This is a genomic window from Falsiroseomonas sp. HC035, from assembly GCF_050563525.1.
In the GTDB taxonomy this organism is placed as follows: Bacteria; Pseudomonadota; Alphaproteobacteria; order Acetobacterales; family Acetobacteraceae; genus Falsiroseomonas.
This window is the reverse complement of sequence record NZ_JBNXUN010000001.1, coordinates 120,047-143,388: the sequence shown is the minus strand read 5'-3', so window position 1 is coordinate 143,388 and position 23,342 is coordinate 120,047. Positions and strand designations below refer to the sequence as shown.

The window sequence follows — 23,342 nt, the reverse complement described above, 5'->3', positions numbered from 1 at the left end:
GACCTGATGGGATTGAGCTGGCGGCGGATCGGCGAGCTGTTCTTCGGCAGGGCCACGACACTCGGCCTGGCCGTCACGGCCGTGCTGCTCGGCATCGCCACCTTCGTGCTGCTGGCCGGCGGCAGCCCCTTCGGCCCGACCAGCCCGGGGCAGATCGTCGCCGTGGTGCTGTGCAATGCCGGCGTGCTGCTGCTGCTGGCGGCTTCGCTGGCCTCTCGGCTCGTGCGGGTCTGGGCCGAACGGCGGCGCGGCAGCGCCGGCGCGCGGCTGCATGTGCGGCTCGTGACGCTGTTCGGCGGCGTCGCCGTGGTGCCGGCGCTGATCGTGGCGGCCTTCGCCGCGGTGTTCTTCAACCTCGGCATCCAGGCCTGGTTCAGCGACCGGGTGCGCTCCACGCTGGAGGCCTCCCTCGTCGCCTCCCGCGCCTGGATGGACCAGCACCGTGACGAGATCCGCGTCGACGCATTGGCCATGGCGGCCGACCTCAATCGCGCCGCCCAGGTCTTCCTGCCCGACAACATGCCGGCCTTCGAGCGGCTGCTCGCGACCCAGACCTCGATCCGGGGCCTGACCGAGGCGGTTGTGTTTGAACCGACTCTCGGCCGCGTCATGGCCGCCGCCGGCTTTACCCCTGGTGCGATGATCGAGCCGCCGCCAGGTTGGGCGCTGGAGCAGGTGCGCCAGGGCGAAGTCGCGGTGGTGCCGGGAGACAACAACGCACGGGTGCGGGCGGTGACCAGCCTGGATATCCCGCCGGGCCTTCTGCTGCTGATCGGCCGGCCGCTGGACGCCAGCGTGCTGGACCACATGCGGACCACGGAACTGGCCTTCCAGGAATACGACCAGCTCGACCGCAATCGCGGCAGCCTGCAGATCACTTTTGCCCTTATCTTCGCCTGCGCAGCCCTGCTGGTGCTGCTCGCGGCGGTCCTGGTCGGGCTGGTTTTTGCCAACCAGATGGCCCGCCCGATCTCCCGCCTGATCACCGCGGCCGAGCGGGTGCGGGCCGGCGATCTGTCGACGCGGGTCGAGGAAGGCACCGCGGATGACGAACTGGCCAGCCTGTCCCGCGCCTTCAACCGCATGACCAGCCAGTTGTCGGCCCAGCGCGGCGAGCTGATGGAGGCCTACCGGCAGATCGACGAGCGTCGGCGCTTCACCGAGACCGTGCTGTCCGGCGTCTCCGCCGGCGTCATCGGCCTGGACGCCACCGGCCGCATCAACCTGCCGAACCGCACGGCCAGCGAATTGCTCGGCGTCGACCTGGATGCCGCGATCGGCCTGAACATGGCCCGCGTTGCTCCAGAATTCGCGGAGCTTGTGGCCGCCGCGCGGGACCAGCCGGACCGGCCGCACATGGCGGAAATCCCCATCGGACCGCCGGCGCATCGCCGGATGCTGATCGCGCGCATAGGCGCGGAGACCCAGCCCGGCCGCGTCACCGGCTTCGTGCTGACCTTCGACGACATCACCGAACTGCAGTCCGCCCAGCGCAAGGCCGCCTGGGCCGATGTGGCGCGCCGGATCGCGCACGAGATCAAGAACCCGCTGACCCCCATCATGCTGTCCGCGGAGCGTCTGAAGCGGAAATACCTGAAGGAGATCGCCAGCGACCCGGACACCTTCCGGATGCTGACCGACACCATCGTTCGCCAGGTCGGCGACATCGGGCGGATGGTAGATGAGTTCTCCGCCTTCGCCCGCATGCCGCAGCCGGTCATCCGCCCCGACCGGTTGGACCAGGTGGTGCGGGAGGCGCTGGTCCTGCAACAGCACGCGCATCCGGAAATCCGCTACGAAACCGGGATCCCGGAGGGCCTGCCGCCTCTGCCCATGGACCGCCGCCTGATCGGCCAGGCGCTGACCAACCTGTTGCAGAACGCGGCGGATGCCGTCGCGAGCGTGGTGCGGGAGGAAGGGGACCAGGGCCGAATCGGATTGCGGATCGAGAAGGTGCCGGAGGGATTCGCCGTGGTGGTCGAAGACAACGGCGTCGGCCTGCCGGCTGGCGAGGAACGGGCGCGGTTGACCGAGCCCTATGTCACGCACAAGGCGAAAGGAACCGGGCTTGGCCTTGCCATCGTCAAAAAGATCATGGAGGACCATCATGGTCGCCTCGATCTGGAGGACCGCCCCGATGGCCCAGGAGCCCGCGCCCTGTTGATCTTGCCGCTGGCCGAGATGAAACCCGCGAAGGACACGGGCGCCGCCCCGGCGTCGCAGCCCGAGGTTCCTGCGCCCGCAGCTTCGGCGCCCGAGCCTGCCACGATGGGGATTTCCGACCGTGGCGCATGAAATCCTGATCGTCGACGACGAGCCCGACATCCGCGCCCTGATCGAGGGCATCCTTTCGGATGAGGGCTACGAGACACGCCAGGCGGCCAATTCCGACCAGGCAATCGCCGCCTTCAAGGCGCGTCGACCTGCATTGGTCATCCTGGACATTTGGCTGCAGAACTCCCGGCTCGATGGCCTGGGCATCCTGGCCGCGCTGCATGGCGAGGAGCCGCGGGTTCCCTGCGTGATGATCTCCGGCCACGGCACCATCGAGACCGCGGTCCAGGCGATCCAGAACGGCGCCTACGACTTCATCGAGAAGCCGTTCAAATCCGACCGCCTCCTGCTGGTCATCTCCCGCGCGCTGGAGGCCTCCCGCCTGCGGCGGGAGAACAGCGAGTTGCGGCTGCGGGCGGGCGGGGAGACGGAGCTGGTGGGTGTCTCCGCCCCCATCATCCAGCTGCGCCAGGCGATCGACCGGGTGGCGCCGACCGGGTCCCGCGTGCTGATCACCGGACCGGCAGGATCGGGCAAGGAAGTCACGGCGCGGATGCTGCACGCGCGGTCCCGGCGCAACGATGGCCCCTTCGTCGCGCTGAACTGCGCGACGCTGGCCCCGGCACGGTTCGAGGAGGAGCTGTTCGGCGTCGAGGCCGGCGCCGATCCCACCGGCCAGCCGCGCCGGGCTGGGGTGCTGGAACGCGCCCATGGCGGCACGTTGTTGCTCGACGAGGTCGCGGACATGCCGCTGGAAACCCAGGGCAAGATCGTCCGCGCCCTGCAGGAACAGGGTTTCGTCCGTATCGGCGGCGCGCAGCGCGTCACTGTCGATGTGCGGGTGATCGCGACGACGAATCGGGATTTGCAGGCCGAGATTGCCGGCGGGCGGTTCCGTGAGGACCTGTACTACCGGCTCGCCGTGGTGCCCCTGAAGATCCCGCCGCTGCGCGACAGGCGGGAGGATATCCCGGCTCTCGCCCGGCACTTCATGGCGCGCTCCGGCGAGACCTCCGGCATGGCGCCGCGCGAATTGTCGGAGGACGCGCTGGCGGCGATGCAGGCCTACGAATGGCCGGGCAACGTCCGCGAGCTGCGCAACCTGATCGACTGGCTGCTGATCATGGCGCCGGGGGAGGCGCGGGAGCCGATCCGGCCGGACATGCTGCCGCCCCAGGTCGGCGCCTCGGCCCCTGCCGTGCTGAAGCTGGACCGGTCCTCCGAGATCATGACCCTGCCGCTGCGCGACGCGCGGGAGTTGTTCGAGCGGCAATACCTGGAGGCCCAGCTGCTGCGCTTCGGCGGCAATATCAGCCGCACGGCGGCCTTCGTGGGGATGGAACGCAGCGCGTTGCATCGTAAGCTGAAGTTCCTCGGCGTCCAGGCCGAGGACCGCGCCCCCGCCGCCGCCGGCGGATAAGCCCTCTCTCCCCTCGGGGGAGAGGGTTGGGTGAGGGGGACCGCCTGAGTCACGGGAACACCGGCATGTCGAAGATCGCGTATGTGAACGGGCGCTACCTGCCGCAGCCCGAGGCCTCGGTGAATATCGAGGATCGCGGCTACCAGTTCGGCGACGGCATCTACGAGGTCGTCCACCTGCATGACGGCCGCTACGTGGACGAGGACCTGCACCTGGCGCGGCTGGAACGCTCGCTGGGCGAGATCCACCTGCCGATGCCGATGTCCCGCGCCGCGCTGTCCATGGTGCTGCGGGAGGTGGCGCAGCGGAACCGGGTGCGGGAGGGCCTGCTGTACATGCAGGTGACCCGCGGGGTGTCCCGCCGCGACCATGCCTTCCCGTCGAAGCCGGTGCCGCCGGCGCTGGTCGTCACGATCCGCCGCGTGCCGGCCTACCCGACCGACGTCGACAAGTGGCAGGCCGCCTGCATCACCCTGCCCGACCTGCGCTGGGCGCGCCGCGACATCAAGTCCGTCAACCTGCTGCCCAACGTGCTGGCCCGGCAGAAGGCACGGGAGGCCGGCGCCATCGAGGCGATCCTGTTCGACGAGGCCACCGGCATGGTGACGGAGGGGGCCGCCACCACCTTCTGGATCGTCGATGAGAACGGCGCCATCCGTACCCGCTTCCTCGACCACGTCATCCTGCCGGGCTGCACCCGCGCCGCGCTCATGGCCGAACTGCGGACGCTCGGGATGGGCTACGACGAGCGTGAATTCTCGGTGGAGGAGATGCGGCGAGCCCGTGAAGCCTTCATCACCTCCGCCACCTCCTTCGTGAAGCCGATCACGAAGATCGATGGCCGGCCGGTGGGCGATGGCAAGGTCGGCCCGGTGGTGCGGCGGCTGTTCGAGATCTTCGCACGCCACGTGAAGGGCGACGTGAAGAACGCGGCATGACGCCCGTCTGCATCCTCTGGGATTGGGACAACACCCTGGTGGATGGCTGGGCCGCGATCCAGCACGGGCTCAACGCCACCTTCACCGCGTTCGGCATGCCGCATTGGACGCGGGAGACGGTGCTGGCAAATGTCCGGGGGTCGCTGCGCGATACCTTCCCCGGCATGTTTGGGACGGAGTGGGAAAAGGCGCGGGATATCTTCTACACGGGCGTCCGGTCCTGCCATCTCGATGTGTTGAACCCCATGCCGGGCGCGGCCGATGCCATCGCCGCGGCCGCTGCGATCGGCCCGCAGGGGGTCGTCTCCAACAAGCAGGGCGCGCTGCTGCGGGCGGAGGCGGCGCATCTGGGATGGGCGTCCAACTTCGCCGCGCTGGTCGGCGCGGGCGATGCCAGCGCGGATAAGCCAGCCGCGGCACCGCTTCTGCTGGCACTGGAGGCCTGTGGCATGCCGGCGGGGCGGGCGGTCTGGTACGTCGGCGACACGGTGCTGGACATGGATGCGGCGCGCGCCGCCGGCTGCACCGCGGTGCTGCTCGGCCGGGCGGCGCACGACGGGGGCGTCGCCGCCGCGCGGCCCGACATCGCCTTCGATGACGGCCATGCGCTGGCCGGGCATCTGCGGAGCCTTGCCAGGGCAGGGGTCGGCGGGGGATTGTAGGGGCGCCGGTGATGCTGGCGGCGCAGGCCGTGGCGGAGCCGGATTCGGGCAGGGCCTTGATGGTGGTTGAATGCCACCTGGGCCCGGCCGCCTAACCAACCCCTCGGCCTGGTGTGCCAGGCTGCCAACAAGCCCTCGGCCTGGTTCTTCAGGCCGCCAACAAGAAGGACGACCCTCCGTGGCCGCCGAGAAATCCCAGAACGTGCAGGACGTGTTCCTGAACCACGTCCGCAAGTCCAAGACCCCCGTGACGATCTTCCTGGTCAACGGCGTCAAGCTGCAGGGCATCATCACCTGGTTCGACAACTTCTCCGTCCTGCTGCGGCGGGATGGGCATACCCAACTGGTCTACAAGCACGCCATCAGCACGGTCATGCCGGGCGCGCCGATCATGCTGTTTGACGCGACGGCCCAGGGTGCCGGTGCCGGTGCGGGCGCGGCGGCCGAGGGTTCGGCCCCGGCGCGGGAGAATCGACTGACCCTTGGGCGTGAGGTGACACCTGTCGGATCGCGAGACTAATCCCTCGGACGGCGACGCCAGGGGCCTGAAGGACACGCGCGACGGCCCTACCCGGGCCGCCGTGATCCTGTCGCATGACCGCTTCCAGCGAGCGGGCACGGCGCATGGCGAAGCCGGGGCGAATCGCGCCGCGGAGGCGAAGCTGGCGGAAGCGGTGGGGCTGGCCGCCTCGATCGGCCTGACCATCGTCTACTCCGCCATCTTCCCACTGCGCGCCATGCGCTCCTCCTCCCTGCTCGGGGAGGGCCAGGTGGAGATGGTGCGCGAGGAATGCGCGCGGCATGGCGTAACCGTCGTGGTGGTCGATGCCGCGCTGTCCCCGGTACAGCAGCGCAACCTGGAACGCGCCTGGGGCGCCAAGGTGATCGACCGCACGGGCCTGATCCTGGAGATCTTCGGCGATCGCGCGCGCACCAAGGAAGGCGCGCTGCAGGTCGAACTGGCGCATCTGGATTACCAGCGCACCCGGCTGGTGCGGTCGTGGACCCACTTGGAGCGCCAGCGCGGCGGCTTCGGCTTCCTGGGTGGCCCCGGCGAATCGCAAATCGAGCTGGACCGCCGCCTGATCGGCGACCGCATGGTGCGCCTGAAGAAGGAGTTGGAGCAGGTGCGCCGCACACGCGGCCTGCACCGGTCCGCCCGCGCCCGCGTGCCCTACCCGGTGGTGGCGCTGGTCGGCTACACCAATGCCGGCAAATCGACGCTGTTCAACGCGCTGACCGGCGCCGGCGTGTTCGCGCAGGACCAGTTGTTCGCGACGCTGGACCCCACCATGCGGGCGATCAAGCTGCCTTCCGGCCGCACCGTCATCCTGTCCGACACCGTGGGCTTCATCTCCGACCTGCCGACGCAGTTGGTGGAGGCCTTCCGGGCGACGCTGGAGGAGGTGGCGGCGGCCGACATCATCCTGCACGTCCGCGACGCCGCGCACCCTGATACCGCGGCGCAGCGGGCCGACGTGCTCGGCGTGCTGGGCGACATGGCCCAGGGCGACGATGCGCCGATGGATGAGGGCTGGCCGCGGCGGGTCATCGAGGTACTGAACAAGGCCGACCTGATGGGTGGCGTGGACTCGGTGCCGGAGATCCCCGGCGCCATCGCCGTCTCCGCCCTGACCGGCGACGGGCTGGATGCGCTGCGGGAGGCGCTGGACGCGCGGATGGTGGCCGGCATGGAAACCGCCGACTACCGCATCGCGCCGGGCGACGGCGCCAGTCTCGCCTGGCTGTATGAGCATGGCGAGGTGCTGGCGCGGGAGGATGCCGAGGACATGATCCGCGTCTCCGTCCGCCTGACCTCAGCCGACCGGGCGCGATTCGAACAGCGGGGGCATTGATGCGCTTCGATACCAGGGCGGCGCGCGACGTTGCCGAATTGCTGCGCGCGGCCACCCGCAAGGAAATCCTGCCGCGCTTCCGCCGCCTCGCTGCCGGCGATGTGCGCACCAAGTCCAGCCCGCTCGACCTGGTGACGGAGGCCGACGAGGCCGCCGAGCGCATGATCGAGGCGGCGCTCCGCGCCCGCTTCCCGGGCTGCGTCGTGGTAGGGGAGGAAGCCACGGCGGCAGATGCCGCCCTGCTGTCGAAGCTGGCCGGCGCCGATCTTGCCTTCGTGGTGGACCCGGTGGACGGCACCGCCAACTTCGCCGCCGGCATGCCGCTGTTCGGCTGCATGGCCGCGGCCTTTGTGAAGGGAGAGGTGGTGGCGGGCTGGATCCATGATCCGCTCGGCGACGACACCGCCGTGGCGTTGCGCGGGGAGGGGGCTTGGTTCGAGGACGCGGAGGGCCGCCGCTTCGCCGACCTGCGCGTCGCGGCTCCAGTGCCGGTCGGCCGCATGGTCGGCGCCGTCTCCTGGGGCTTCCTGAAGGAGCCGCAGCGCACCCAGGTGGCATCCCGCCTGCCGCGCTTGGCCGGCATCGTGAATTTCCGCTGCGCCGCGCATGAATACCGGCTGGCGGCCAGCGGCCATGCACATCTGCTGTTCTACAACAAGCTGATGCCGTGGGATCACGCGCCGGGCTGGCTGCTGCACCGTGAGGCCGGTGGCTATTCCGCCCGCTTCGACGGCAGCGCCTATGAGGCCAGCCACCATGTCACCGGCGGCCTGATCTGCGCACCCGACCAGGCCTCCTGGCGGGAAGCGCGGGACGCGCTGCTTGGCTGAGGATGACGGGGAGGACGAGGGTCCACCCGGCCTGCCGCCCGGCACGCCCTTCTACATGACGCCGGCTGGCCACGATGCGCTGCGCGCCGAACTGCGCAAGCTGTGGGACGAGGAGCGGCCGAAGGTGGTCGAAGTGGTCTCCTGGGCCGCAGGTCTTGGCGACCGATCGGAGAATGCGGACTACCAGTACGGCAAGCGCCGCCTGCGCCAGATCGACGGCCGCGTGCGATTCTTGCGGAAACGCCTGGAACGGGTGCAGGTGGTGGACCCGGCAGCGCAGACCCGGCGGGACCGGGTGTTCTTCGGCGCCTCCGTCACCTATGCGCGCGCGAGCGACGATGCCGAGGTGACCATCACCATCGTCGGCGTGGACGAGGCCGACAGCAGCGCCGGCCGCATCTCCTGGGTCGCGCCTATGGCGCGCGCGTTGCTGGGCGCGCAGGTGGGGGATGTGCGGCGCGTCCGCACCCCGGCGGGGATGGAGGAGATCGAGGTGGTGGATATCGCTTATCCGCCGGCGTGATTCGCGCCGCCGCGCGCTGCGGCCCATCTTCCGTGCAACTCGGAAGGAGACGCACCATGTCCATGATCCTCGACCCCAACGACCCGCTGCCCCAGGGCCTCGAGACGGTCCTGCTGCCGCGCACCCACGATATCGGCGGCTTCGAGGTGCGGCGTGCCCTGCCGGCGAAGGAACGCCAGATGGTCGGGCCCTTCATCTTCTTCGACCAGATGGGTCCCGGCGAGTTCCTGACCGGCACCGGCGTCGACGTGCGCCCGCACCCGCATATCGGACTGTCCACCGTCACATACCTGTTCGAGGGCGAGATCCTGCACCGGGACAGCCTCGGCACCGAACTGCCGATCGCACCCGGCGACGTGAATTGGATGACCTCCGGCCGCGGCATCGTCCATTCGGAACGCACCGCAGGCGAACGCCGGGTGGCGCCGCACCGCCTGTCCGGCATCCAGTCCTGGGTCGCGCTGCCCAAGGCGCATGAGGAGACGGCGCCCGCCTTCGTGCACCATGGCGGGTCCACCCTGCCGGTGATCGAGGATGCGGGCGTGAAGCTGCGCCTGGTGGCTGGCCATGGCTGGGGCCTGCGGTCGCCGGTCAGCACGCTGTCGGAGCTATTCTACGCCGATGCGGTGCTGGCGCCGGGCGCGCAGGTGCCGATGCCGGACCAGCAGGAGGAGCGCGCCGCCTATGTCTTCGAAGGCAGCGTGGAGGTCGCGGGGCAGATGTTCGAGGCCGGGCGGATGCTGGTGTTCCGCGCCGGCGACCGCATGTCGCTGAAGGCGGGTCCGGCAGGCGCGCGCCTGCTGCTGCTCGGCGGTGCCGCCATGGACGGGCCGCGCTACTTGTTCTGGAACTTCGTCAGCTCCTCCCGTGAGCGGATCGAGCAGGCGAAGGCGGATTGGTCGCGCGACCGTTTCGGCACGCCGGTGCCTGGTGAATCTGACTGGATCCCGCTGCCGGAGAAGAAGGTGGTACGGGCCGGGGAGGGATCTCCCACCAGCTAATGGACGGGACAGTGGCTTGTTCATGGTTCATGCCACCACCCTGAGGATGTCGTAGTAATACTACATTCGCGTCGTGGCACCTGAGCGTCTTGTAAATCCAATTTACAAATCAGCCTCGCTCCGCCGCCTTCACCGCCTGCCAAGCGGCCTCCATCTCCGGCAGGGCGACATCCGCGGGCGCCAACCCGCGGACGGCCAGCCGGGCTTCGACGCCGGAGAAGCGACGCTCGAACTTGGCATTGGCGGCGGCGAGACAGGTCTCCGGGTCCAGGTCCAGCTTGCGGGCCAGGTTCACCAGCACGAAGAACAGGTCACCGACTTCGTCCTGCTGCCGGGCGCGGTCCATCGCCGGCAGCTCGGCACGAAGCTCCGTCGCTTCCTCCTCAAGCTTGTCCAGGACGGCCGGCGCATCCGGCCAGTCGAAGCCGACACGGGCAGCACGGCGGGTCAGCTTCAGGGCGCGGGTCAGGGCAGGGAGGCCGGGCGGGATGCCGGCCAAGGCTCCGGTCTCGGCGCGGGCGGCGCGTTCGGAGGCCTTCTGTATTTCCCAGGCCACGGTCTGCGCGGCCGTGTCCCGGGCGGCGGAACTGCCGAAGACATGCGGATGGCGGCGGATCATCTTGGCGGAGATCGCCTCCGCCACCTGGGCGAAGCCGAAATGGCCGGCCTCCTCGGCCATGCGGGCGTGGTAGACGACCTGGAACAGCAGGTCGCCCAGTTCGTCCAGCAGCGCCGGGAAATCCGGGCCACGGGCGATGGCGTCTGCGACTTCGTAGGCTTCCTCAACCGTGTAGGGCGCGATCGAGGCGAAGTCCTGGACCTGGTCCCAGGGGCAGCCATCCAGCGCCCGCAGGCGGACCATGATCTCCAACAGGCGTGCTAGCGCGGCGCCAGGGTCGGCATCGGGATGGGGCATCGGGGCAGGCTCTCCAGGGACGATTTCGACCCGGGATACGTCCAGTGTCGCGCAGGCTGGTCAAGGCGAGGGTGGTGAACCGCTGGCATCCACAGTTCCTCCCGAATTTATCCCCCGATAAAGTTGCCGCATAATCAATATTATGGAAAGAATTAGAATGGGGATAAGCCGGTGGGCTTCCTTGTATGTTGAGCACGGCGCTTGACCTGTCGCACAACCGCACCCGCCCGGCCGACCGCTGGAACAAAGGGTGCCCTCCGCCGATCCCGCACGAGGTTCGGCGAAGGACAGTCAGCGAGCGGCCCCGTCGGGAACCTCCAGCACCATGCCGTCATGCCCGGGCTCGACACTGTCCGGCAGGCTGGCGCGCAGCGTGCGGAAATCCATGTCGATCCCCATATGGGTCAGCACGGTGCGCCGAGGCCGCAGCCGCGCGACCCACTCCAGGACCTGGCCGATCCCGGCATGCACCGGGTGTGGGGCGCGCTGGAGGCAGCCGACGACCCAGGTGTCCAGCCCGGCCAGCGCCGCCAGGCTCTCCTCCGGCAGGCTGACGACATCGGTCGAATAGGCGAAGGCGCCGATCCGGAATCCCAGGGTCTCCATCACCTGGTGGTCTTGCCGGAACACCTGGACCTGCATGCCTGCCATTGCCACCGTCTCGCCTGGTGCGATCGGTAGGGCCGACAAGGCCGGACGGAAGAAGGCGGGCGGAGTCGGCGGCCGGAATGCATACTCGAACCGGCGCCGGATCTCGGACAGGGTCAGATAGGTGCCAAAGGCATCCAGCGCGGTGCCGCGCAGCCGGTTGACGGCGCGCAACTCGTCAATCCCAAGCACGTGGTCGGCGTGTGGGTGTGTGAAGGCAACCGCGTCGATCGTTGCGGTCCCGGATGCCAGGAACTGCTGGCGCAGATCCGGCCCGGCGTCGATCAGCAGGCGCCGGCCCGCCTCATCCTGCACCAGGGCGGCGGTGCGGCTGCGGCGATTGCGCGGCTCGTCCGGATCGCAGGCGCCCCATTCGCCGCGTCCATCCGGCCCGCCCAGTTGCGGCACGCCGGCTGAGCCGCCGCAGCCCAGCAGCGTCACCCGCATCAACGCGCCCGGCTGAACAGGCGGTGGAAGTTGCCGGTGGTCAGGTCCGCCAGTTCGGCGCTGCCGAGCCCCCTCACCTGCGCCAGCTTCGCCGCCGTATGCACCACATAGGCCGGCTCGCACGGCTTCCCGCGCAGCGGCACCGGCGCCAGGTAGGGGCTGTCGGTCTCCACCAGCAGGCGGTCCGCCGGGGTCTCGGCAGCGACGGCGCGGATCGCGTCGGACTTCGGGAAGGTCAGCATGCCGCTGAAGGAGATGAAACCACCAAGACGCACCGCGGTTCGCGCGAGGTCCGCGCCGGAGGAGAAGCAGTGCAGCAGGAAGGGAAACTTGCCGCGCGCATCCTCATCTTCCAGGATCGCGGCCATGTCCGCATCGGCGTCGCGCGCATGCACCACCAGCGGCAGGCCGGATTGCCGCGCGGCTTCGATATGGCGCCGGAAGCCGGCCTGCTGCCGGTCGCGCGGCGCCTTGTCGTAGAAGTAGTCGAGACCGCTCTCGCCGATCCCGACCACGCGCGGATGATCGGCCTCAGCCAGGATCGCCTCGACCGTCGGAAGCTCGCCTTCGCCGGCATTGTGCGGGTGGATACCGACGGTGGCGAACACGCCCGCATGCCGGTCCGCGATCGCCCGTACCGCGGCCGCCTGCTCGCCAAGCCTGGTGCCGATGGTGACCATCACACCCACGCCCGCCGCCTTGGCGCGTGCCACCGCTGCGTCCTGCGCCTCGCCCCGGAAGTGGTCCAGATGGCAGTGGCTGTCGACAATCACGCGACGGCCTCGATCTTGCGAAACAGCGGCTCCGGCGGCGGCAGCGGGAGGCCCGCCGGCAGCGGCGTCGCGAGGTCCTCGAGCCCCCTCGCCGCCTCCGGCACGCCAAGCTGGTCCAGCAGCTTCGCCATCGTCGCCGGCATGAAAGGCTGCAAGACCGTGGCAAAGACGCGCAGCGCATCGTGCAGGTGGCGCAGCACCGCCCGGCCGCGTGCCGGGTCGGTCTTCTTCAGGGCCCAGGGCGCGGCGACCGTGATGTAGCCATTCGCGTCGCGCACCGCGGCCATGATCGCCTCCAGCGCCAGGTGGAATTCCTGGCGGTCCAGATGCGCGCCAACGAGGCCCGGCAGCGCCGCAAGCTGCGCCACCATCGCCGCATCGGCCTCGGCGGGCTCCGTCGCCTCCGGCAGCGTCGCGTCGCAGTTGCGCTGGATCAGCGATAGCGTGCGGTTGGCGAGGTTGCCCAGCGCATTGGCCAGCTCGCCGTTCAGCCGGTTGACCAACGCGCCACGGGAAAAATCGCCATCCTGCCCGAAGGGCACCTCTCGCAGCAGGAAGTAGCGCACCGGGTCCAGCCCGAACTCCTCGACCAGCGCCACCGGATCAATGACGTTGCCGAGCGACTTCGAGATCTTTTGGCCTTCATTGGTCCACCAGCCATGCGCGAAGACGCGCCGCGGCACCGGCAGGCCCGCCGCCATCAGGAAGGCCGGCCAATAGATGGCATGGAACCGGAGGATGTCCTTGCCGACGAAATGCACCTCGGCCGGCCAGAGTTGCCAAGCTTCGGTGCTCTCGTCCGGCCAGCCCAGCGCGGTGATGTAGTTGGTCAGCGCATCCAGCCACACATACATCACATGCGCATCGTCACCCGGTACCTTCACGCCCCAGCGGAAGGAGGTGCGGGAGATGGACAGGTCGGACAGCCCCGACTTCACGAACGCCACCACTTCGTTCCGCCGGCCGGCCGGCAGGATGAAATCCGGGTTGGCGTCGTAGAAGGCCAGCAAGCGATCCGACCAGTTGGACAAGCGGAAGAAGTAGGACGGCTCCCGCACCCATTCCACCGGGGCGCCGGAGGGCGCGTATTTCACCCCGTCCCGCTCGACCAGTTCATCCGGGCCGTAGAAGGCCTCGTCACGCACCGCGTACCAGCCCTCATAGGCGCCGAGGTAGATCTCGCCGTTGGCGGCCAGCTTTTCCCACAGCGCCTGGCAGGCGCGCTTGTGGCGGTCTTCCGTGGTGCGGATGAAGGCGTCGTTGGAGAAGCCCATGGTGGTGGTCAGGTCGGCGAAGTGCTGGCTGACGCGGTCGGTGAAGGCCTGCGGGTCCATCCCCGCATCCTGCGCCGCCTTCTCCACCTTCTGGCCGTGCTCGTCCGTCCCGGTCAGGAAGAACACCCGCCGTCCCTGCAATCGCCGCCAGCGCGCCAGCACATCGGTGGCCAGGGAGGTATAGGCGTGCCCGATATGCGGCCGGTCGTTGACGTAATAGATCGGCGTGGTGAGGTAGGAGCTTGTTGTCACGGTATCCGGCATCCAGGTTCTCGGTCAGCTTCTGGAGAGCCACAGGAGCCCGGTCAGGACCGCCTGCTTGCGATCCAGGCTGAGCGCATCCGTCTCGGCCGCCAGCCGCCCGAGCCTATCCCACAGGGTCGACCACTCGGCAAGCGGACGCCCGGCGAGCCATTCGGGCGCCCCATGCCCACGCGCCGCCTGCCGCACCGCGGCCGAGATCGCCTGGCGCAGCAGGGCCATGAAGGTCAGGAAGCTGCTGCCATCCCGCTTCGCCGCGACGGTGTCCGCCAGCGCATGCCAGCGCCGCCGGCTGCCGCCGGCCAGCCCCTCCAGCACCTCCTCGACCAGCGCCTGCAAGGCCAGCCCCTCGCCTTCCGCCAGCGCCATGGCCTGCCCGGCCGAGCCTTCCGCGATGCGGCCGAGCGTGGCGCGCTCGGTCGTCGTCAGCGTGGGCAGCAGGCGGGCCAGCAGCGGGTCGAGGTCCTCCGGCGCCAGCGGCGCCAGGTCCAGGCGGCGCACCCGGCTGCGGATGGTGGCCAGCAGGCGGTCCGGCGCCGCGGTGGTCAGCACCAGGACCGAGCGTGGCGGCGGTTCTTCCAGCGTCTTCAGCAGCGCATTTGCCGCCTCGACGCGCATATGCTCCGCGCCATCCACCAGCACGAAGCGCCAGCCGCCCTCTGCCGGGGTCATGCCGAGGAAGCGGGTCGCTTCCCGCGAATCCTCGACGCGGATGATGGACTTCACGCCGCCCTTTTCGCCGGTGTTCGGGCGCAGCGTGCGCAGATCCGCATGCGTGCCGGCGGCGATGCGGCGGAAGGTCGGGTTGGCCGGGTCCAGGTGCAGCGGCGCGGCGTGGGCCGGCACTCCGCACTCCGCACCACCGGCCAGCAGCCAGCGGCCGAAGCGGTAGGCAAGCGTCGCCTTGCCGATGCCGGGCGGCCCCGCCAGCATCCAGGCCTGCGGCAGGCGGCCGGACAGCGCGGCGCGTTGCAGCGTCTCCGCCGCGCCGCGATGCCCGAACAGGTCCGCCATGGACCGAACCGGCAGGTCCGGGTCCGGCGCGAACTCCTGCACCTTCAGGGCGCGCGGCGCGCGGCTCATGGCAGGCGCTCATCCACCAGGGCCGCGATGCGGGCGGCGAGCAGTTCCGGCGCGCCGGCGGCATCGAGCAATGCGCAGCGCCCAGGTTCCGCCGCCGCGATCGCGCGAAAACCCTCCCGCACGCGGGCGTGAAACCCGGCGTCGAGGCGCTCATACCGGTCCGCCGCCACGCCGCGCTGCCGGGCGCGAGCCAAGCCGAGTTCCACCGGAAGGTCCAGCACCACGGTCAGGTCCGGCTCCTGCCCCTCCAGCGCGATCCAGGCCAGGCTCTCGATGGTGCCGGCCTTCACGCCCTGCGCATGACCCTGGTAGGCGCGGCTGCTGTCGGCGAAGCGATCGGAGACCACCCAAATGCCGGCCGCCAGCGCCGGGCGGATGGTCGCCACCCAGTGATCCCGTCGCGCCGCGAATACCAGCAGCGCCTCGGCCACCGGGTCCAGCCCGGCGCCCGAGAGCAGCACGCGCCGCATCGCCTCCGCCCCCGGCGCACCGCCAGGCTCCCGCGTCAGCAGCACCGGCAGCCCGCGCCCAGCCAGATGCGCGGCGAGGTACCGGGCCTGGGTCGATTTCCCCGCCCCCTCGCCGCCTTCCAGCGTGATGAACCTGCCGGGGCTCGGCATGCCTCTCAGCTGGCGAACCAGCGGCCGATCACCGCCGGGATGCGCGGCAGCAGGCCGAGCCGGTCCACATCCGCGCCGGCGATCAGCGGCACGTTCTGCTCCGGCACCCCCTGCCCGCTGATCACCAGCGTGCCGAGGCCCTGCCCCTTGCTGACCGGGGCCGGCACCGGCGCATCGTAGCGCACCCGCACCTGCAGGTTGCGCCGCCACTGCCGCGGCAGGGTCAGCACCAGGTCACGCCCGGCGACCAGCGGCACCGTCGCGCGTTCGCCGAGGTAGACCGGCACCTCCTCCACCGTGTCGGCGGCGCGGAACACGATGACATTCTCGAACTCGCGGAACGCCCATTCGAACAGCCGCTCGCTCTCCTCCGCGCGCGCCCGCATGGAGGAAAGGCCGTTCACCACCAGGATCAGCCGTCGGCCGCCGCGGATGGCGGACGCCGTCAGGCCGTAGCCGGCTTCCTCGGTATGCCCGGTCTTGAGACCATCGGCGCCGGCGACGCGGCTGAGTGCCGGGTTGCGGTTCTCCTGCGCGATGTTGTTCCAGCGGAAGCTACGCTCGTTGTAGAGGCTGTAGTATTCTGGGAAGTCGTGGATGATCCGGCGCGCCAGGGTCGCCAGGTCGCGGCTGGTCATCCGGTGTTCCGGGTCGGGCCAACCGGTCGCATTGCGGAAGTTGCTGTCGGTCAGGCCGATACGGCGCGCTGTCTCATTCATCAACTCGGCAAATTGCTGCTCCGAGCCGCTGATGCCCTCGGCCAGCACGATGCAGGCGTCGTTGCCGGACTGGACGATGACGCCACGGGACAGGTTTTCTACGCTGATCGAGTTGCCGACCTCGACGAACATCTTGCTGCCGCCCATGCGCCAGGCGCGCTCGCTGACCGGCAGTTCCTGGTCCATGCGCAGGCGGCCGTTCTTCAGCAGCTCGAACACCACATACATGGTCATCAGCTTGGACATGGAGGACGGCGGCATGCGGTCCTCCGCCGCCTTCTCCAGCAGCACCGCGCCGGTATCGAAATCGATGATCAGGGCGTGCCGCGCCGTCGTGTCCAGCGGCCCGAGCGGCGTGGTGGCGGGGGTCGTGGGCGGCGGCGCAGGACGGGCGGCGGGACGCGCCGGCGCATTGCGCTGCGCCGCGGCGTCCTGTGCCACAAGCCCGGTGGCGAGGCCGGCTGCGGCCCCCATGATCTCGCGGCGCCGCATGGCTGCCTCTCCTGTCTGCGACTCGTCCTAGTCGACGAGGATACGTGCTTCCGATACGCCGGCGCGCAGGGTTCCCTCAAGCGCCCTGTCCGCCTCCGCCACACTGCCGAATGGGCCAAGCCGCACGCGGAAGCTCGGCTGCGCGCCGCGCCCCTGCCCGCCCAGTTGGTCCACCCGCGCCCGCAGCCCCGCCAGCCGGGCGACCTGGCGGTTCGCCATGTCGCGGCGGGAGAAGGTGGCGGTCTCGATCCACAGCTGTCCTGGCGAGGCCGCAACCCGCGTCACGCGCTCTGGCAGCCGCAGCGGCGGGGCGGAGGCGGTGCCGGCGGTGGCGGTGGCGGTGGTGCTACCGGTGGCGCCGGGAAACTGCCGAGCCTGGCGCAGCCGCGCGGACTGCGTCGCGCCTGGCGGCGGCGCCAGAGTCTCACGCTCCACCGCCGCCAGTGGCGCGGCGGCGATTTCGAGCGGCGGGGTTTCGGTGTTCGGCAGGCCGGCCGCGAGCGCCCGGCTCGGCTCGCCCACCACCTCGATCCGCACCTGCGCCGTGCCGCCTTCCCGGATACCGAGAAGCTGGCCGGCGCGGCGGGACAGCGCTACCACGCGACCCGGCTGCGCCGGACCGCGGTCGTTCACCCGCACCTCCAGCCGCAAGCCGGTCTCCAGGTTCGTCACCGCCAGCAGCGCCGGCATCTGCAGCGTGCGGTGCGCCGCCATCAGCGCCGTCGGGTCGTGGATTTCGCCATTCGCCGTGCGGCGCCCGGCCCGCGCATCCGCGGCGATGGTCGCGATGCCCGTCTCCACGAGAGAGAAGTTCTCGCGCGGATAGGACCAGGTGCCACCCATCTGGTAGGGCTCGCCGATCAGGTAGCGCGGCTGGCCCTGCGGCTGCGGCGCACGCTGCGCACAGCCGGCGAGTGCGGCCAGAACCAGGACCGCCAGGACAGGCCGCATCAGGCCACGCGATCCGACAGCAGGCCAACCGCCAGCGCATAGAAGTTGGAGGGGTTGTAGCGCCGGATGACGTTGAAGTTGTGGTAGACTAGGAAGGCCTGCCCACCCATGATGAGCACCGCCGCCTGCATGTCGAGCGGCGGGATCGCCTCTCCATCCGGCCGGCGCACGCCCATCCGCACCCAGTCCCGCAGCGGCCGCATGTTGGTGCGGCTGGCCTGTTCCGGGTCGAAGCCCGCCGGCAGCACCACCTCCCGCCCCCACAGCTCGTCGTCGCGCCAGCCGGACCGGGCCAGGTAGTTGCCGATCGAGCCCAGTGCGTCCGCGCGGTTGTCCCAGATGTCGCGGCGGCCATCGCCATCCATGTCCACCGCCAGCCGGTCGAAGTTGCTCGGCATGAATTGGGGGTGGCCCATGGCGCCGGCCCAACTGCCGCGCATCCGGTCTGGCGTCACATGGCCGGCTTCCAGGATCTTCAGCGCGGCCAACAGCTCGGCGCGGAAATAGCTGGCTCGCCGGCCGTCCCAGGCGAGCGTCGCCAGGGACTGGATGACGTTCATGTTGCCCATGAAGCCGCCGTAATTCGTCTCCAGCCCCCAGATCGCGGTGACGATGCGCGGCGAGACGGAGAACCTTGCCTGCACGGCCTCCAGCGTCGCGCGGTTGTCGGCGAAGGCGCGACGGCCGGCGTCGATCCGCTGCTGCGACAGGCGGGCGTCGCGGTACTGTTCCCAGGTCTGGGTGAACTCGGGCTGCCGCCGGTCCAACTCCAGCACCCGCGCATTGGGTTGCAGCCCGGCAAGGGCGCGGTTCAGCGTGGCCGGGGAAACGCCGGCCCGCCGCGCATCGGCCCGGACGCCATCGAGGAACGCCTCGAACCCCTGGGTGGCCGCCTGGGCCTCCGAGGCGAGCAGGCCGGAAGCGGCCAAAAGAAGAAGTCGACGAGTCTGGACCATGCTGCGGTGGATGCCACAGGCAGGGCGCCCGGGGCAACGCAAGGTTGTGCCATGTGCAAATTCAGAACCGCGCGGTGACCCCGATGGACCCGAAGCTCTGCAACCCGCCGCGCTGGCCGTAGAACTCCTCCGACCGCCAGACGTGGCTGTAGGCGGCCCGGAAGCCGCGCCAATGCACCACCAGCCCCGCCGTCACATCCGCCACCAGCGGCCGCTTGTCGACCGAAGGTCCGCCGTCGCGCCAAGTGTTGCCATCCAGGAAGATGTCCCGAGCCACCGCGCGCCCCTGCCCACCGACGAAGCCGTACCAGCCGAATTCCTGACGCGGCTGGAAGAAGGCGGAACCCACCAGCGCCGGCCGCAGCCGGGGCGCGCCGTAATCCGCATCCAGCCCCTGCCCCAGGCGAACCGTCACACCGGCGGCGCCATAGGTTGAGACATTGCCCAGCGCCAGGGTCATGGAGGGCAGCAGGTCGGCCTCGATCCCGCCGACCCGCAGGGTCGGGGTCCGAAGCGTGCGCTCGAACACCATGTTCAGCGCCAGCTCATCCTTCAGCTGGCGGTCCCAGCCATTGGTGGTGTCGACGCGGATCGCGTCATGCACCGAATTCTGCACGAATTCGCCGAGCGCCGCCGGGCCGACCACGCCGGCCTGCAACTCCAGCGTGCTGAGCGCGCTGCCGCTGTCCCGCTGCAGCACCAGCGCGCCATACAGGTGGCCGGCATAGGGCCGGTCGGTAGGGTCGGGGTTGCGGCGCTGCGTGTCAGATGGCGTGTAGATACTGTGTACCAGCCCGGCGCCCCAGCGCACCGACCCCGGCCCGAGCAGCCGGTCGGCCTGCTGGTCGAGGAAGCGCAGCAGGCCCGGCAATTCGGCGGAAGGCGAGCGCCAAGCGATCTGCACGCCGCTGCTGTAGAAGCGGTCGGTGCCGCCGAGGGTGTCGTTCTCGTAATTCAGGGTGATGCTGCCGAAGGGGTCTGGCAGCGGCGGCGGAACCTCCGCCACCGAAACCAGCGGCGCCTGGGCCGTGGCCGGCTGAGCGAGGGCCGGCAGCAGCGGGACGGACGCGGCAAAGGTCAGGCAGATCAGCAGCGGGGTGTTTCGGATCATGCCCCGATCTATCCGTCCCTTTCGGTCCGTGCAAATCGCACGGCTTCCATCCGGCTTATGCCAGATGTTCCCGCAGCGCCCGCAGTGCGACCAGGCCGACAAACCATGCGAGCAGCGCGGCGGCCAGGACCGTGCCGGTATTGGCGAGGCGCATCGGATACAGCGCGTGTTCCGGCGCCACCGGCCGAACCACCGGCGCGAGGTAGACCTGCTGGCGCGATGCCTCGCCACGCGCCCGTTCCAGCGCCGCCATCGCCGCTTCATACGCCCGCTGTGCGAAGATCGCCTCCGTCTCCACCGCCTCGAAGCCGCCGATGCTGTGGGTCAAGGTCGCGGCACCCGGCGCGGCGTCTGTCAGTTGTGCCTGCACCGCGGCGATCTGGTCCTCCGTGCCGCGGATGTTGCCCAGCAGCTGCATCACCTGGGTCGTGCTGTCGCTCATCACGCGGCGCAGATTGGCAAGCTGCGCGCGCATCGCGATCAGCTCCGACTGCAGGCGCACCAGGTGTTCCGAATAGGCCTGGGCATTGCGCCGCGGATCCACCACCTGCCGACCATCGCGGAAGGCCTGGACGGCGGTCCGCGCGGCGGCGAAGCGGCGTTCCGCCTGGTCCACGTCCCGTGCCGCGGCGGCCAGCAACTCGGCACGGTTGCGCACCGACATGGCGTTGACCAGTTCCTCCGACGCCGTCTCCACCGCCAGTGCCAGGGCCAGCGCATCCGCTGGCGTGAAGGCGCGCACCTCGACCGAGACGATACCGCTGGCGCGGTCATAATAGGGCTGCACCTGGCGCCGCCAGACGCGCAGCGCGTCTTCCAGTGGCGCTGCCAGGTCCAGCCGCGCCAGCCAATCCGCGGCCTCGTGCGCGAGGATGCCGCGCACATCGGCATGGCGCGCCACTGCCAGGATGCCGGCACGGCTTTGCAGGTGCTGCACAACGGCATAGGCATCGGTGTTGCCTGCCGCCGCTCCGGCCAGCATGCCCGCCGGCAGCGCCGCCCGCGATGGATCCGCGGGACGCACAACGAAGCGCAGTTCCACCGCGAACTGGTCCGCAGCGCCACGAATCTGCCAGCCACCGAAGGCCAGCGTCGGCAGCACGACCAGCAGCAGGAAGCCCAACAACCCGCCGCGCCGCGGCTTGGGTGCGGGCGGCGGCGCCGTACGGGCGGGCGGTGCGTGCCTCGCTTCCCGCGCAAAGTCGCCGGCCGGCGCGGGTCGCGTCACGGTCTCAAGCATCGGCCACTCCCATCAGCTCTGCGTAGCGATCCAGCGCCTCATCCACCGTATCGAATGCGACCAGCGCGCCATCCGACAGGATGGCGCAGCAGTCGCAGAGGCTGCGGATGGTCTGGCTGTTGTGCGAAACCAGGATCAGCGAGGCGTGCTGCAGCCGCTCGCGGAAGGCGGCGACGGAGCGCGCGCGGAAGCGGGCATCGCCGACCTCCGTGATCTCGTCCACCAGGTAGACGTCGAAATCGATCGCCAGCGAGGCGCCGAAGGCGAACTTGGCCGCCATGCCGGAGGAATAGTGTTCCAGCGGCGCGTCCATCTCCCGCGCCATCTCGGTGAAATCCGCGACGGATCGGACCATCGTTGCGGGGTCCAGGCCATAGACCCGCGCCAGGAAGTGCAGGTTCTCCCGCCCGCTGAGCTGTGGGTGGAAGGTGCCGGCGAAGCCCATCGGGAAGGACACGCGGCCATGGCGGTGGATGCGGCCTGCATCCGGCGGCTCCGTTCCCGAGATCAGCCGCAGCAGGGTGGATTTGCCGGCGCCGTTCGGCCCGAGCACGCCGACCTTGACCCCGGCCGGAAACGCGATCGTCGCATCCCGCAGGATGGCACGGCGGCCACCCTCCGCAGTGCGGTAGCTTTTGCTGACGCCGTCCAGGATCACCATCAGGCCGGCTGCCGCAACTGCCGCGCGGCCGCGGCGAACAGCAAGGTGCCCAGGGTCAGGCTGCCGATGGTCCATTGCAGCAGGTAGGGGATGTCGAGGAACGGGCTCTCGTAGCCACGGAAATAGCCCTGCCGCATCCATTCGGTGACGTGCACCAGCGGGTTCAGCAGGATCAGCGACCGGATGTCCTCCGGCATGTCCAGCGGATGGTAGAAGACGCCGCAGGTGAAGTACTGCACGCGCAGGACGGTCGGCCACAGCTTGTCCCAGGCGGCGGAGTAGCTGGACACGACCAGGTTCATGCAGGCGATGCCGAAGGCCAGCAGGAACAGCACCAGGTAGCAGGCCACCATCTGCGCCGGGTCCGCCGGCAGCCCGCCGACTCCGAAGCCGATCAGCAGCGCGAAGGTCGTGGCCGCCACCACCAGGTCCGTTACCGCCGACAGGACCGATTTCGACGCCAGGATATCGAAGATGCCGACCGCCGGCACCAGCAGCAGGGAACGGTTGGCGGCCGGCAGGTCCATCGCGCGCTCGGTCAGGTGCGAGAAGAACAGGAAAGCCAGCACGCCGGTCATGTAGAAGGTCAGCATGCTGTCGCCGATCGGCGGCTGGCTGTCATGGCCGAGAAACATGAAGACCACGCTCAGCAGCAGCACATGCGACAGCGGCTCCACCAGCGCCCAGGCGTAGCCAAGGCGGCTGGCGCTGAACATCGTCCGCGTCTCCCGCAGCAACAGCGCATCGATCACGCGCGCCCGCACGGCCAGTGCGCGCCCGAGCGGCATCCGGCGCGGCGCCGGCCGCACCGCAGGAACCTGCGCCCAGGTCGCCGCGCGCCGGGTCGGCGGCACGGCCTTGCCCCTTCCCGCCTCCGGTGCCGGCCCAGGTACGCGCGGCCTGTCGGCGGCGAGTGCGGTGCGGATCAACTCGGCATGCGGTGCATGCAACTGTGAAAGCCGCGCGGCGCGGTTGGCTGCGGCGATCGCCTCCTCCGTCTGGCCCAGGTCGAGCAGGCCCGAGGATGCCAAGCGCCAGGCCTGGTGCGCCTTCGGGTCCACGGCGATGGCGCGCCCGGCGGCCAACAAGGCCGGGCCGGGCTGGCCCGCGCGCAGCAGCAGGCCGGCCAGATGCTCCAGCGGCTCCGGCGCTTCGGGGGCCGCATCGACGGCGATGCGCGCCGCATCCAGCGCGCGGGAGTCCTGCCCCAGCAGCATCCAGGTACCGGACAAGGCACGGGCTATGAGTGCGCTGGTCGCGGCGTGCTGCCAGGCCGGCAGCAGCAGCGCCTCCGCCAGTCGGGGCCGCCCCGCATCAAGAAGCAGGGAGGCGAGATGGGCGCGCGGGTTCTCGGCGTCCGGCAGCCTCGCCAGCCGGTGCACGGCCGCCACCGGGTCGGGGCCGCTGCCGTCCAACCGCAATCCCAAGTGCCGCAGCACATCACCCAGCGCCGCCGCGTCGGCCAGCGCCGGCGCCACCACCGCCATCAGCGCCGCCCGCCGATCCAGCAGCAGCAGCGCCACCAGCGCCTCCGCCGGGCCGTGCGATCCCGCGGTGTCGTACTGCGCCGCCGCCGCCTCTGGCCTGCCGCCCTCGATCGCCGCGACGACCGCCGCCAGAGCCTTCTGCCCTGCCGCCATCCCTGCCCACTCCTGCTAGAGCATTTTCAAGTCAGGCGGATACGCC

The 23,342-nt window shown here is 70.2% G+C and carries 22 protein-coding genes; 9 read left to right on the top strand and 13 right to left on the bottom strand.

What is annotated here, in order from left to right:
• The first annotated feature begins 6 nt into the window (after window positions 1–6).
• The 9 genes from ACLF3G_RS00740 to ACLF3G_RS00700 all read left to right on the top strand — a co-directional run bounded on the left by ACLF3G_RS00740 (window position 7) and on the right by ACLF3G_RS00700 (window position 9,504).
• Window positions 7–2,295, top strand: coding sequence for an ATP-binding protein (locus ACLF3G_RS00740; protein ID WP_430667394.1), 2,289 nt, complete (start codon window positions 7–9; stop codon window positions 2,293–2,295).
• The gene (locus ACLF3G_RS00735; RefSeq protein ID WP_430667393.1) at window positions 2,285–3,694 is read left to right on the top strand and encodes a sigma-54-dependent transcriptional regulator; all 1,410 of its coding nucleotides are present in this window, start codon (window positions 2,285–2,287) and stop codon (window positions 3,692–3,694) included. The genes ACLF3G_RS00740 and ACLF3G_RS00735 overlap by 11 nt, the downstream gene beginning before the upstream one ends.
• 65 nt (window positions 3,695–3,759) lie before the next feature.
• Window positions 3,760–4,632 carry a D-amino-acid transaminase gene (locus ACLF3G_RS00730; protein WP_430667392.1) on the top strand — a complete coding sequence of 291 codons (873 nt, stop codon included), beginning with the start codon at window positions 3,760–3,762 and terminating at the stop codon, window positions 4,630–4,632.
• Entirely contained in the window at window positions 4,629–5,294 is a 666-nt protein-coding gene (locus ACLF3G_RS00725; RefSeq protein WP_430667391.1) for an HAD family hydrolase, read from the top strand. The genes ACLF3G_RS00730 and ACLF3G_RS00725 overlap by 4 nt, the downstream gene beginning before the upstream one ends.
• 178 nt (window positions 5,295–5,472) lie before the next feature.
• The gene (gene hfq, locus ACLF3G_RS00720; protein WP_430667390.1) at window positions 5,473–5,814 is read left to right on the top strand and encodes an RNA chaperone Hfq; all 342 of its coding nucleotides are present in this window, start codon (window positions 5,473–5,475) and stop codon (window positions 5,812–5,814) included.
• Window positions 5,815–5,839: 25 nt separating this feature from the next.
• Window positions 5,840–7,150, top strand: a complete 1,311-nt coding sequence (gene hflX / locus ACLF3G_RS00715; protein WP_430668123.1) for a GTPase HflX — start codon at window positions 5,840–5,842, stop codon at window positions 7,148–7,150.
• Window positions 7,150–7,980 (top strand): inositol monophosphatase family protein, encoded by an 831-nt coding sequence (locus ACLF3G_RS00710; RefSeq protein ID WP_430667389.1) that lies wholly within the window; start codon window positions 7,150–7,152, stop codon window positions 7,978–7,980. The genes hflX and ACLF3G_RS00710 overlap by 1 nt, the downstream gene beginning before the upstream one ends.
• Entirely contained in the window at window positions 7,973–8,503 is a 531-nt protein-coding gene (gene greB / locus ACLF3G_RS00705) for a transcription elongation factor GreB (protein ID WP_430667388.1), read from the top strand. Before ACLF3G_RS00710 ends, greB begins: the two co-directional genes overlap by 8 nt.
• 56 nt (window positions 8,504–8,559) lie before the next feature.
• Window positions 8,560–9,504, top strand: a complete 945-nt coding sequence (locus tag ACLF3G_RS00700; RefSeq protein WP_430667387.1) for a pirin family protein — start codon at window positions 8,560–8,562, stop codon at window positions 9,502–9,504.
• A 109-nt stretch (window positions 9,505–9,613) separates the two neighbouring features.
• Here the strand turns inward: ACLF3G_RS00700 and mazG are convergent, their stop codons facing one another.
• From mazG to ACLF3G_RS00635, 13 genes are all read right to left on the bottom strand, one after another.
• A complete protein-coding gene (gene mazG, locus ACLF3G_RS00695) occupies window positions 9,614–10,420 on the bottom strand; it encodes a nucleoside triphosphate pyrophosphohydrolase (RefSeq protein ID WP_430667386.1) in 807 nt (268 codons plus the stop codon).
• Between the two features lie 291 nt (window positions 10,421–10,711).
• Window positions 10,712–11,515, bottom strand: coding sequence for an MBL fold metallo-hydrolase (locus ACLF3G_RS00690; protein ID WP_430667385.1), 804 nt, complete (start codon window positions 11,513–11,515; stop codon window positions 10,712–10,714).
• A complete protein-coding gene (locus tag ACLF3G_RS00685) occupies window positions 11,515–12,288 on the bottom strand; it encodes a TatD family hydrolase (RefSeq protein WP_430667384.1) in 774 nt (257 codons plus the stop codon). The genes ACLF3G_RS00690 and ACLF3G_RS00685 overlap by 1 nt, the downstream gene beginning before the upstream one ends.
• Window positions 12,285–13,814 carry a methionine--tRNA ligase gene (metG, locus tag ACLF3G_RS00680; protein WP_430667383.1) on the bottom strand — a complete coding sequence of 510 codons (1,530 nt, stop codon included), beginning with the start codon at window positions 13,812–13,814 and terminating at the stop codon, window positions 12,285–12,287. Before metG ends, ACLF3G_RS00685 begins: the two co-directional genes overlap by 4 nt.
• A gap of 24 nt (window positions 13,815–13,838) precedes the next feature.
• The gene (locus ACLF3G_RS00675; protein WP_430667382.1) at window positions 13,839–14,906 is read right to left on the bottom strand and encodes a DNA polymerase III subunit delta'; all 1,068 of its coding nucleotides are present in this window, start codon (window positions 14,904–14,906) and stop codon (window positions 13,839–13,841) included.
• Window positions 14,903–15,526 carry a dTMP kinase gene (gene tmk / locus ACLF3G_RS00670; protein WP_430667381.1) on the bottom strand — a complete coding sequence of 208 codons (624 nt, stop codon included), beginning with the start codon at window positions 15,524–15,526 and terminating at the stop codon, window positions 14,903–14,905. The genes ACLF3G_RS00675 and tmk overlap by 4 nt, the downstream gene beginning before the upstream one ends.
• A 5-nt stretch (window positions 15,527–15,531) precedes the next feature.
• Entirely contained in the window at window positions 15,532–16,737 is a 1,206-nt protein-coding gene (locus ACLF3G_RS00665; RefSeq protein ID WP_430667380.1) for a D-alanyl-D-alanine carboxypeptidase family protein, read from the bottom strand.
• Between the two features lie 27 nt (window positions 16,738–16,764).
• Window positions 16,765–17,688 carry an RlpA-like double-psi beta-barrel domain-containing protein gene (locus tag ACLF3G_RS00660; RefSeq protein WP_430667379.1) on the bottom strand — a complete coding sequence of 308 codons (924 nt, stop codon included), beginning with the start codon at window positions 17,686–17,688 and terminating at the stop codon, window positions 16,765–16,767.
• The gene (locus tag ACLF3G_RS00655; RefSeq protein WP_430667378.1) at window positions 17,688–18,644 is read right to left on the bottom strand and encodes a lytic murein transglycosylase; all 957 of its coding nucleotides are present in this window, start codon (window positions 18,642–18,644) and stop codon (window positions 17,688–17,690) included. Before ACLF3G_RS00655 ends, ACLF3G_RS00660 begins: the two co-directional genes overlap by 1 nt.
• A 61-nt stretch (window positions 18,645–18,705) precedes the next feature.
• Window positions 18,706–19,755: a lipid A deacylase LpxR family protein gene (locus ACLF3G_RS00650; protein ID WP_430667377.1), complete on the bottom strand. Its 1,050-nt coding sequence runs from the start codon at window positions 19,753–19,755 to the stop codon at window positions 18,706–18,708.
• A 55-nt stretch (window positions 19,756–19,810) separates the two neighbouring features.
• Window positions 19,811–20,995, bottom strand: coding sequence for a hypothetical protein (locus ACLF3G_RS00645; RefSeq protein WP_430667376.1), 1,185 nt, complete (start codon window positions 20,993–20,995; stop codon window positions 19,811–19,813).
• The gene (locus tag ACLF3G_RS00640) at window positions 20,988–21,656 is read right to left on the bottom strand and encodes an ABC transporter ATP-binding protein (RefSeq protein ID WP_430667375.1); all 669 of its coding nucleotides are present in this window, start codon (window positions 21,654–21,656) and stop codon (window positions 20,988–20,990) included. Before ACLF3G_RS00640 ends, ACLF3G_RS00645 begins: the two co-directional genes overlap by 8 nt.
• On the bottom strand, window positions 21,656–23,296 hold the full coding sequence (locus ACLF3G_RS00635; RefSeq protein WP_430667374.1) for an ABC transporter permease: 1,641 nt from the start codon (window positions 23,294–23,296) through the stop codon (window positions 21,656–21,658). The genes ACLF3G_RS00640 and ACLF3G_RS00635 overlap by 1 nt, the downstream gene beginning before the upstream one ends.
• Window positions 23,297–23,342: the final 46 nt, after the last annotated feature.

Bases quoted from the DNA above. Each gene is read 5' to 3' on its own strand.
- ACLF3G_RS00740 (WP_430667394.1), top strand. From the start codon at position 7: ATGGGATTGAGCTGGCGGCGGATCGGCGAGCTGTTCTTCGGCAGGGCC.
- ACLF3G_RS00730 (WP_430667392.1), top strand. From the start codon at position 3,760: ATGTCGAAGATCGCGTATGTGAACGGGCGCTACCTGCCGCAGCCCGAG.
- ACLF3G_RS00725 (WP_430667391.1), top strand. From the start codon at position 4,629: ATGACGCCCGTCTGCATCCTCTGGGATTGGGACAACACCCTGGTGGAT.
- ACLF3G_RS00710 (WP_430667389.1), top strand. From the start codon at position 7,150: ATGCGCTTCGATACCAGGGCGGCGCGCGACGTTGCCGAATTGCTGCGC.
- ACLF3G_RS00700 (WP_430667387.1), top strand. From the start codon at position 8,560: ATGTCCATGATCCTCGACCCCAACGACCCGCTGCCCCAGGGCCTCGAG.
- mazG (WP_430667386.1), bottom strand. From the start codon at position 10,420: ATGCCCCATCCCGATGCCGACCCTGGCGCCGCGCTAGCACGCCTGTTG.
- ACLF3G_RS00690 (WP_430667385.1), bottom strand. From the start codon at position 11,515: ATGCGGGTGACGCTGCTGGGCTGCGGCGGCTCAGCCGGCGTGCCGCAA.
- ACLF3G_RS00675 (WP_430667382.1), bottom strand. From the start codon at position 14,906: ATGAGCCGCGCGCCGCGCGCCCTGAAGGTGCAGGAGTTCGCGCCGGAC.
- tmk (WP_430667381.1), bottom strand. From the start codon at position 15,526: ATGCCGAGCCCCGGCAGGTTCATCACGCTGGAAGGCGGCGAGGGGGCG.
- ACLF3G_RS00665 (WP_430667380.1), bottom strand. From the start codon at position 16,737: ATGCGGCGCCGCGAGATCATGGGGGCCGCAGCCGGCCTCGCCACCGGG.
- ACLF3G_RS00660 (WP_430667379.1), bottom strand. From the start codon at position 17,688: ATGCGGCCTGTCCTGGCGGTCCTGGTTCTGGCCGCACTCGCCGGCTGT.
- ACLF3G_RS00655 (WP_430667378.1), bottom strand. From the start codon at position 18,644: ATGGTCCAGACTCGTCGACTTCTTCTTTTGGCCGCTTCCGGCCTGCTC.
- ACLF3G_RS00650 (WP_430667377.1), bottom strand. From the start codon at position 19,755: ATGATCCGAAACACCCCGCTGCTGATCTGCCTGACCTTTGCCGCGTCC.
- ACLF3G_RS00645 (WP_430667376.1), bottom strand. From the start codon at position 20,995: ATGCTTGAGACCGTGACGCGACCCGCGCCGGCCGGCGACTTTGCGCGG.
- ACLF3G_RS00640 (WP_430667375.1), bottom strand. From the start codon at position 21,656: ATGGTGATCCTGGACGGCGTCAGCAAAAGCTACCGCACTGCGGAGGGT.
- ACLF3G_RS00635 (WP_430667374.1), bottom strand. From the start codon at position 23,296: ATGGCGGCAGGGCAGAAGGCTCTGGCGGCGGTCGTCGCGGCGATCGAG.